9 protein-coding genes are annotated in these 7,101 nt (G+C 60.9%); 1 reads left to right on the top strand and 8 read right to left on the bottom strand.

Features of this window, described 5'->3' with window-relative positions:
* The 6 genes from IIY41_RS10045 to IIY41_RS10020 form a co-directional block, all read right to left on the bottom strand.
* Nucleotides 1-841 (bottom strand): TPM domain-containing protein (locus IIY41_RS10045; RefSeq protein WP_287400578.1); only part of this gene is annotated, 841 nt, incomplete at its 3' end.
* Between the two features lie 29 nt (nucleotides 842-870).
* Nucleotides 871-1,404: a hypothetical protein gene (locus IIY41_RS10040; RefSeq protein ID WP_287400576.1), complete on the bottom strand. Its 534-nt coding sequence runs from the start codon at nucleotides 1,402-1,404 to the stop codon at nucleotides 871-873.
* Nucleotides 1,405-1,448: 44 nt separating this feature from the next.
* Nucleotides 1,449-2,618, bottom strand: a complete 1,170-nt coding sequence (locus tag IIY41_RS10035) for a toxic anion resistance protein (protein WP_009321714.1) — start codon at nucleotides 2,616-2,618, stop codon at nucleotides 1,449-1,451.
* Between the two features lie 44 nt (nucleotides 2,619-2,662).
* Nucleotides 2,663-3,325, bottom strand: coding sequence for a 5-bromo-4-chloroindolyl phosphate hydrolysis family protein (locus tag IIY41_RS10030; RefSeq protein WP_158557719.1), 663 nt, complete (start codon nucleotides 3,323-3,325; stop codon nucleotides 2,663-2,665).
* Between the two features lie 136 nt (nucleotides 3,326-3,461).
* Nucleotides 3,462-4,025 carry an HdeD family acid-resistance protein gene (locus IIY41_RS10025; protein ID WP_205457235.1) on the bottom strand — a complete coding sequence of 188 codons (564 nt, stop codon included), beginning with the start codon at nucleotides 4,023-4,025 and terminating at the stop codon, nucleotides 3,462-3,464.
* Nucleotides 4,026-4,043: 18 nt separating this feature from the next.
* Complete coding sequence (locus tag IIY41_RS10020) at nucleotides 4,044-4,673, bottom strand: hypothetical protein (protein ID WP_009321711.1); 630 nt, start codon at nucleotides 4,671-4,673, stop codon at nucleotides 4,044-4,046.
* 150 nt (nucleotides 4,674-4,823) lie between these two features.
* Between IIY41_RS10020 and IIY41_RS10015 the strand changes: the two genes are divergently transcribed.
* Complete coding sequence (locus IIY41_RS10015) at nucleotides 4,824-5,483, top strand: MBL fold metallo-hydrolase (RefSeq protein WP_009321710.1); 660 nt, start codon at nucleotides 4,824-4,826, stop codon at nucleotides 5,481-5,483.
* A 130-nt stretch (nucleotides 5,484-5,613) separates the two neighbouring features.
* Here the strand turns inward: IIY41_RS10015 and IIY41_RS10010 are convergent, their stop codons facing one another.
* Complete coding sequence (locus IIY41_RS10010) at nucleotides 5,614-5,754, bottom strand: hypothetical protein (RefSeq protein WP_157257715.1); 141 nt, start codon at nucleotides 5,752-5,754, stop codon at nucleotides 5,614-5,616.
* 46 nt (nucleotides 5,755-5,800) lie between these two features.
* Nucleotides 5,801-7,078, bottom strand: coding sequence for a glycoside hydrolase family 10-like protein (locus IIY41_RS10005; protein WP_287400571.1), 1,278 nt, complete (start codon nucleotides 7,076-7,078; stop codon nucleotides 5,801-5,803).
* Nucleotides 7,079-7,101 lie beyond the last annotated feature (23 nt).

Raw genomic sequence — 7,101 nt, 5'->3', positions numbered from 1 at the left:
GAGGCCGGGGCGGGCGCGGGCCGGGACGCGGCCCCGGCGGGGGCGGCGGGCCCCTATGGTGGTGATGATGGCCGCCCATCATACTGCCCAGGAAAAAGCCCGTGCCGAACGAAGGGCCGCTGTAATAAGTGCTGTAACGGCCGCCGCGCCGGCGGCGCGGCCCGCTGAACGCGCCGATGAGCGCCAGCACGATCACGAGGAACACGATCATCCCAAAAATGCTGAAGCCGCCGTCGTCCCGGTAACCGTCGTCATAGCCATATCCGTATCCATAGTCGTAGTCCGGCTGCGGCACGGGAGACGGATTCGCCGCGCCGCCTGTGCTGCCGTCGTAGCCGTAGATGCTGCTCACAGCGTCATACAGGGACGCAAATGTTTTTTTCACACCGGCGTCATAGTTTTTATCCGCGAAATCCGGCTCCAGGTCCTCCTGTAAAATGCGGCTGAGCGTACTGGTTGGCAGCAGCGTTTCCAGCCCGCTGCCCTGTATGCACTGATAATCGTCGTCCCCGACGGAAAGCAGCAGCAAAACGCCGTTGTTTTTTTCAGCACTGCCAATGCCCCAGGCGTTGGCCATGTCATAGGCGTACTGCTCCATCGAAACATCGCCTGTGTCCTGCACCACCGTCACGACGATCTGCGCGCCCGTAGCATTATACAAACCGTCGTTTTTGCTCACAATATCACTCTTAGTATCACCTGAAAGCACACCAACGTAATCGTTGACGTAAAAATCAGATGTTGGGTCCGGAACCGACGCGGCAAATGCCGTGGCCGAAACCAGCAGCGACAGCACGGCCAGCAGCGCCGTACCGCGCAGAAATCGTTGGATTTTCTTCATGGATGCTCCTTTTCAATGTAGGGCCGCACTCAGGCGGAAAATTCTTCCGCCTGTGCGCCTGTCAGGCCGGCGATGAGCGACGCCGGGAAGCCGGACAGCTTTTTTTGCGCAGCGCGGGCCTGCTCATTGTATGCGTCCGCCGAATTGTCGATGATATTGCCACGGCTCAAAAATTCCGACCACTGTGTTTGCAGCACGCTGCCCTTATCGTCGCCGGAGACCTTTCGCGTCTCCTCATACAGCATGCCGACAGACGCGGTGAGGGCCGCGTTTGCGGCGTATTCCTGTGCCGGCCCCTCCGCGGCCTCCAGCGCCTCCACGGCCCGTTTTGCCGTCTTCACGGACGCGGCATCCGCGCCCAGCGCCGCTTCACCCTCGGCGATGATATTCTGCGCGGCGGCGGCGCGCAGCGCCAGGTCCCCCGCGATATTCTGCACGTATGCCTCATTCACGCTGCGGGCCGCGCTGCTCAGCTTGGCCCCGCCGATGCCGAAAGTACCGCCCAAAATGGCAGCCGCCAGCACCACGCAGGCCAGCGCACGGTTTTCTTTCCAGTTTTTCACGCTATCCTCCCGCATTTTCTCTTATTCCCGTCACAAGTACAAACTCAGCGGGCGATCTCCAGCAGCTTCGCTTTCAGCTCGCCCTCGATGCGGCCCAGCTCCGTTTCGGCCGCAGCGCGCTTCTCTCTGCCTTCGTTCTGGATCTTCACGACCTCGTCCAGCGTTTCGATCAGGCTGCGGTTCGTCTGCTGCAGCGTCTCGATGTCCACGATGCCGCGCTCAGATTCCTTTGCCGCAGCGATGGTACCCTGCTTGAGCGTGGCCGCGTTTTTCTTCAGCAGCTCGTTGGTCATGTCTGTAACGGCACGCTGCGCCTCAATGGCCTGCTGGGAATGGGCCAGACCCAGCGCAAGCACCATCTGGCTCTTCCACAGGGGAATGGTGTTGACGATAGAGGTCTGGATTTTTTCCGCCATCATCGTGTCGTTGGACTGGATCAGGCGGATCTGCGGGGACATCTGCACCGAGATGTTGCGCGTCAGCTCCAGATCGTACAGCTTCTTTTCAAAGCGCGTGCACATATCGTCCAGGTCCTTGGCTGCCTGAGCGTCCTCGGGCAGGCCTGATTTTTTCGCCTTTTCGATCAGGGCGGGCAATTCGTTTGCGCGCACCTCCGCCAGCTTTTTCTTACCGGCCAGAATGTACATCGTCAGCTCCTTGAAATACACAAGGTTCATCTCGTACATTTTGTCCAGCATGGCGATATCCTTCAGAAGCTGTACCTGATGGCCCTCCAGCACAGCCTCGATCTTATCCACGTTGGTCTCCACCTTGGCATACTTCGCCTTAAAGGTATCCAGCGAATTGGTGGCCTTGCGGAAAAAGCCCATGATGCCCTTGGGCGCTTCCTCGGTGGCGTCGAAGCTCTTAAGCTCCGTCACCAGGCCCGTGACCATCTCGCCGACCTCGCCCAGGTCCTTGGTGCGGATATTTTCCAACGTGCTGCTGGAAAAATCGGCCACTTTTTTCTGGCTGGCCGCGCCGTACTGCAGCACCACCGTGGAATTGCGCAGGTCGATTTTTTCCGCGAATTCGTCCACTGCCTTTTTCTCTTCGGGCGAAAGGCCCGCGTCCATGGGCTCCGGCTCCACTGCAGGTTTCTTTTCCTCCTGCGCAGGGGGGGCGGGCTCCGGGTCCAGCGTCAGTGTGGGAACGGCGGGAACAGAGAGGTCTGGCTCCAGGGTAAGCGCGGGTGCGGTTTGTTTTTCTTCCATGATCGTTTTGTTCCTTTCTGAATGAGGTATCGGGACCGCCCGGGTCATGACAATTTCAAATTATTTTTGCCGGAAAGGCCGTCGCCGGAGAGCATTCCGTCCAGCACGGCGATGTCGGAGGAAACATCCAGTACCTCGCCCGCGAACAGCGCGTCCAGCTGCGCTTCAAAAGCGGAGGCAATGGTTCCGGCGTTCTTCTCCACGTCGGACATCAGGCTTTTAGCGTTTTCGCCGCCCGCGCCGCTGGCCGAAAGGTCGGCATAGGTGGTCAATATCTTAACGGCCGTGGGCAGATAATAGGTGACGAACTTGCGGATATCCCGGCCTTTTTCCGGATGCTCGCGCACCTGCTGCAAAATGGCCGCGCCCGCTTTCTCCATGCGGCTGATCTGCGCCGAGAGCGCCGCGGCCGGAATGCGGGCGTTCAGCACCTCCAGCTTCTCCAGATCGTCCCGCGCCTTTTCCAGCGCGGCGTCCAGCGCCTCCTCGCCCGTTGCGAAGGGGTCCTCCGGCGCGGGCACCATCACCACACGGGGCGGGATTTTTTTGTCCGACAGAAAATATGCGCCCGCCGCAACGGCACACGCGCCCAAAAAGCCCGGCAGGCTGTATACGGGCAGCACAGCCGCGCACACCAGAAATGCGCCCGCCGCAATGTACAGCGGCAGCGCGGAGCGTATTTTCTTTTCCACCATTTTTCCTGCCATCGAGCGGCCTCCCTGCCACAGCGCTTTATGCGCATGAATGTTACTATTTATATTACATTCAAACGGCTTAAAATGCAAGAAAAACCGGGCATGCGGCCCGGTTTTTACACTTTGTTTATAATCTGCCCGCGCGGGGTCAGAAATCCTCAAAATCATGGGGCAGCCGGTCGAGATATACCGCAGAAAAAATGACCGATGCGCCCACGAACAGGAAAAACAGCCCCACCATCACCGTCCAAGCCGCCATGCTGCCCAGCGGGCTGGCCAGCATAAATATCCCCACCGCGAATTTTACGGCAGCGTCACCCGCACAGCAGCCCCATGGCTGGCCGGACGCACGCCGCCGCAGCGCGTCCCTCAGGCGCAGCGCGCCGAAGGCCACTGCCCACACGCCCAGCACCACAGCGATGAACATCAGCGAAAGCGTGCGGTTGAGCAGGAATACCAGCCCCACCGCGACATTCACAAAGCCCTGCAGTTTGCGCATGCCGGGTATGTACTCTGGCAAAAAGCTCTTTGCCAGAAAACCTGAAGCCACCTCGCACAGGCCCAGCCCCAGGATTGCAGCGCCGATGCAAAGAGGCAATATCTTCGCCACCCGGCCCGGCCAGACCAGCGCCGTCAGCCCCAGCGCGCACAGCAGCGCGCCGCCCGCCAGCGGCAGCCATTTCATATGCTTGAAATCCTCGATCAATGACATCCTCCCCCTTTTACGCGGTCAGCTTCCCGGCTGTGCGCCGGCGGCCACCGCCCCCTCTTCCTGTGTTTCCTCTTCGATCTCGGCCGTCACGCCCTCCACGTTGAACGCGCCCGACATGCGCCGCGCGCCGGACTCCGTATAGCTGAACACCACACGGTACCGCGCCCCCGCGGCCAGCCCTGTGAACGTATAGCTCTGCACCGTACCGTCGCAGGTGAAATACACGGTTTCCAGATATTCCGCTCTGCCGTCCGCCAGTTTCCACAACGCGAATTTCGCGTCCTTGCGGGAGGTCTGGGCGTCCAACTCTGCCCTTACGCGGACTGTGATTTCGCCTGCCGTGCAAAGATCCCGCGTGCGGCAGGAATTTACCGTCGTGAACGCGCCGGAGAGCACGCCCGCGTCCAGCAGCGTATTGATCGTGCTGTCCGTCTGCGGCGCCGCCAGCGTGGCGGGCAGTGCGATATCGCCGCCCGCGGCCGCGCGCACGGCATCGGCGCGCGGAGCCGCCCGGGTTCCATCTTGGGTTTCACTTTGCGAAAAACGGCCTTCGCCGCTCTCATGAAGCGCTCCGTCGCAGCCTGCCAAAGCCACGCACAGCAGCATAGCAGCGAACAATGGCGCATATTTTATCTTCTGGGGCTTCATCTGCATCCCTCCGGTTTTGACTTTTGGCGCGGGAGGCGTTACAATAAAGAAAGCTGTATTCTTTCCTTCATGCCGCCTCTGCGTCTGGAATACAGTTAGTATGCGGTGAAGCCACAAAAAATAAACATCGAAACAATAAGGAGTTGTACTATGGACCCCCTTGAACCTGTCCGGTTTGTAAAGCACGGATGCGTTTGCTTTGAATCCGACGACGCCGTAGTGTATGTAGACCCATATAAGGTGCCTGACGACGCCCACGACGCGGACCTGATCGTGATCACCCACAGCCACGGCGACCACTATTCGCCGGAGGACATCGAGCGGGTGCGCAAAGAGGACACCTGCTTTGCCACCACGGCGGAGGTGGCGCGCCTGCTGGAGCGTGATTTCGGCATCGACGACGATTATATCAGCGAACTGAGCTTTGAAGCGCCCCGCATCGGCTTTGAATGCGGCGCGGTGCTGGAACCGGTGGCCGCAGAAAACAAAAACCACCCCGTCAGCTTCGGCTTCGGCCTCGTGTTGGAGTTCGCAGGGTTCACCTATTACCTCTCCGGCGACACCGACGTCCTGGTGGACAATGTCCAATGCGACGTGCTGTTTGTGGTGTGCGACGGCATCTGGAACATGCCGGACTATGAAAAATCAGTGCCCGCACAAGTGGCGGCCATGGACGTGCTGCCCGGGCTTGTGGTGCCGTACCACTACGGCGTGGACGCACCCTCCACAAAGGAAAACGGGGCGCGGTTGTGCGCCGCGCTCACAGCCGCAGGCATTCCTTGCCGGGAATGGAAAAAGGGGCTGTTCTGACACTCTGGCGGAATGCCGCGTTTCATCCGTCCTGCCGCGTCCTCTGTAAAGAGGGCGCTTTAGCTTGGCGCAAAAGCTGCCTACGAACAGGGCCTGTGGCCCCGTTCGCCGCGCACGGCGCGGGGTTATTTTAAATGAAAAAGGAGTTCTCCACCCCTTTTTGGCGGCATTCTCCGCGTGGCTTGCACTTTGCTGCGCAAAGATGCATGGCTTTGCCACCGCCAGCTTTTTCCCCGGACATTTCTTTTACCTCTTTGCCTTCTTCAACCATCTGCCGCGCCCTCTGTAAAGAGGGCGCTTTTTTCGTATTCTCCGCGTTACGGTTCCGTCTGCCCGATGCCGTTGGCCTGGGCCAGAGCCGCACATTCCGCCTGCATCAGTGCCGCATATTCGCCGCCGCTGTACAGGCTGGCATAACGGTACAGCGCGTAGCCGTCTGCGCCGCGCACGGAAAGCGTGCGCGCCATATCGGCCAGATTGTGGCCGCTGGCCCATTCCCCGCTCTCTGTGGCGGAGCCGTCCCCCGCGCCGATACGGTATGCGCCCAGCCCGAATGCCAGCGAAACCGAATCGTCCCGGGGCATGGCCAGCCATTCGTCCACGATATTCTCGAACGCGAACCGGGCCGAACCATTCTGCAGCATATAATTGTAGCCCCAGTAGACCTGCGGCATGATGTAGTCCACATAACCGGGCGTGGAAAGCCACAGCGCCACGTCCGAATACTGCTGGCTGTAGTTGTTGTCGTTGTTGCCCTGCGGGCTGATGCCGAAAACCGCCTCCGGCTTTACCGCCTTGACGGCGGCGTATACCTTCTGCACCAGCGTGTTGACGTTGGCGCGCCGCCATTCGGCCAGGTCCTGTCCCCCGCCGTACCGCGCGTAACTCTCCGTGTCGAACGCTTCGTCTGTGGTGGGATAAAAGTAGTCGTCGAACTGAATTCCGTCCACGTCATAATTCTGCACGATCTCCGTTACGCCCTGCACCACCATGTCCTGCACCTCGGGCAGAGCGGGGTCGTAGTACAGCCCGCCGTTCGCCTCCAGCGCCCAGCCCTCGTGCAGAAGCGCCGGGTTGTCCGCCGCCAGCTCGCCGGGGGGCATGGTGTCGTTGAGCCGCACGCGGTACGGGTTCACCCATGCCTCGATGGCAAGGCCGCGGGCGTGGGCCTGCTCCACAAAAATGGCCAGCGGGTCATAGCCGGGGTCCTGCCCCTGCACGCCCGTTACAAGGTGGCTCCAGGGATACACTGCGCTGGGGTACACCGCGTCCCCGAAAGGGCGCACCTGCACGATGACGGTGTTCAGCCCCAGAGCCGCACAGTTGTCCAGCAGCGAGCCCACCGACGCGGCAAAGCCCTGCGCGCCGGAGGTATCGAACATCGGCCATTCCAGATAGCTCACCCACATGGCGCGGTACGCCACGGGCGCGGCCATGGCCTCCGGCTCGCCCCCCGCCTGCATACCGGACGGCACAGAGGTAAAATCCTCCCGGGGCGCGCCGGGCTCCCCGCCGCCCGCCTGCCGCGCGGGCGCGCATGCGGCCAGCAGACACAGGCAGGCGGCTGCCGCAGCGGTTCTCAACAGTTTTTTCATGCTCTCGGTTCCCTTTCCCCATA

Source organism: Ruthenibacterium sp., from assembly GCF_017421385.1.
In the GTDB taxonomy this organism is placed as follows: Bacteria; Bacillota; Clostridia; order Oscillospirales; family Ruminococcaceae; genus Ruthenibacterium; species Ruthenibacterium lactatiformans.
This window is presented reverse-complemented; position numbering and strand designations above follow the sequence as displayed.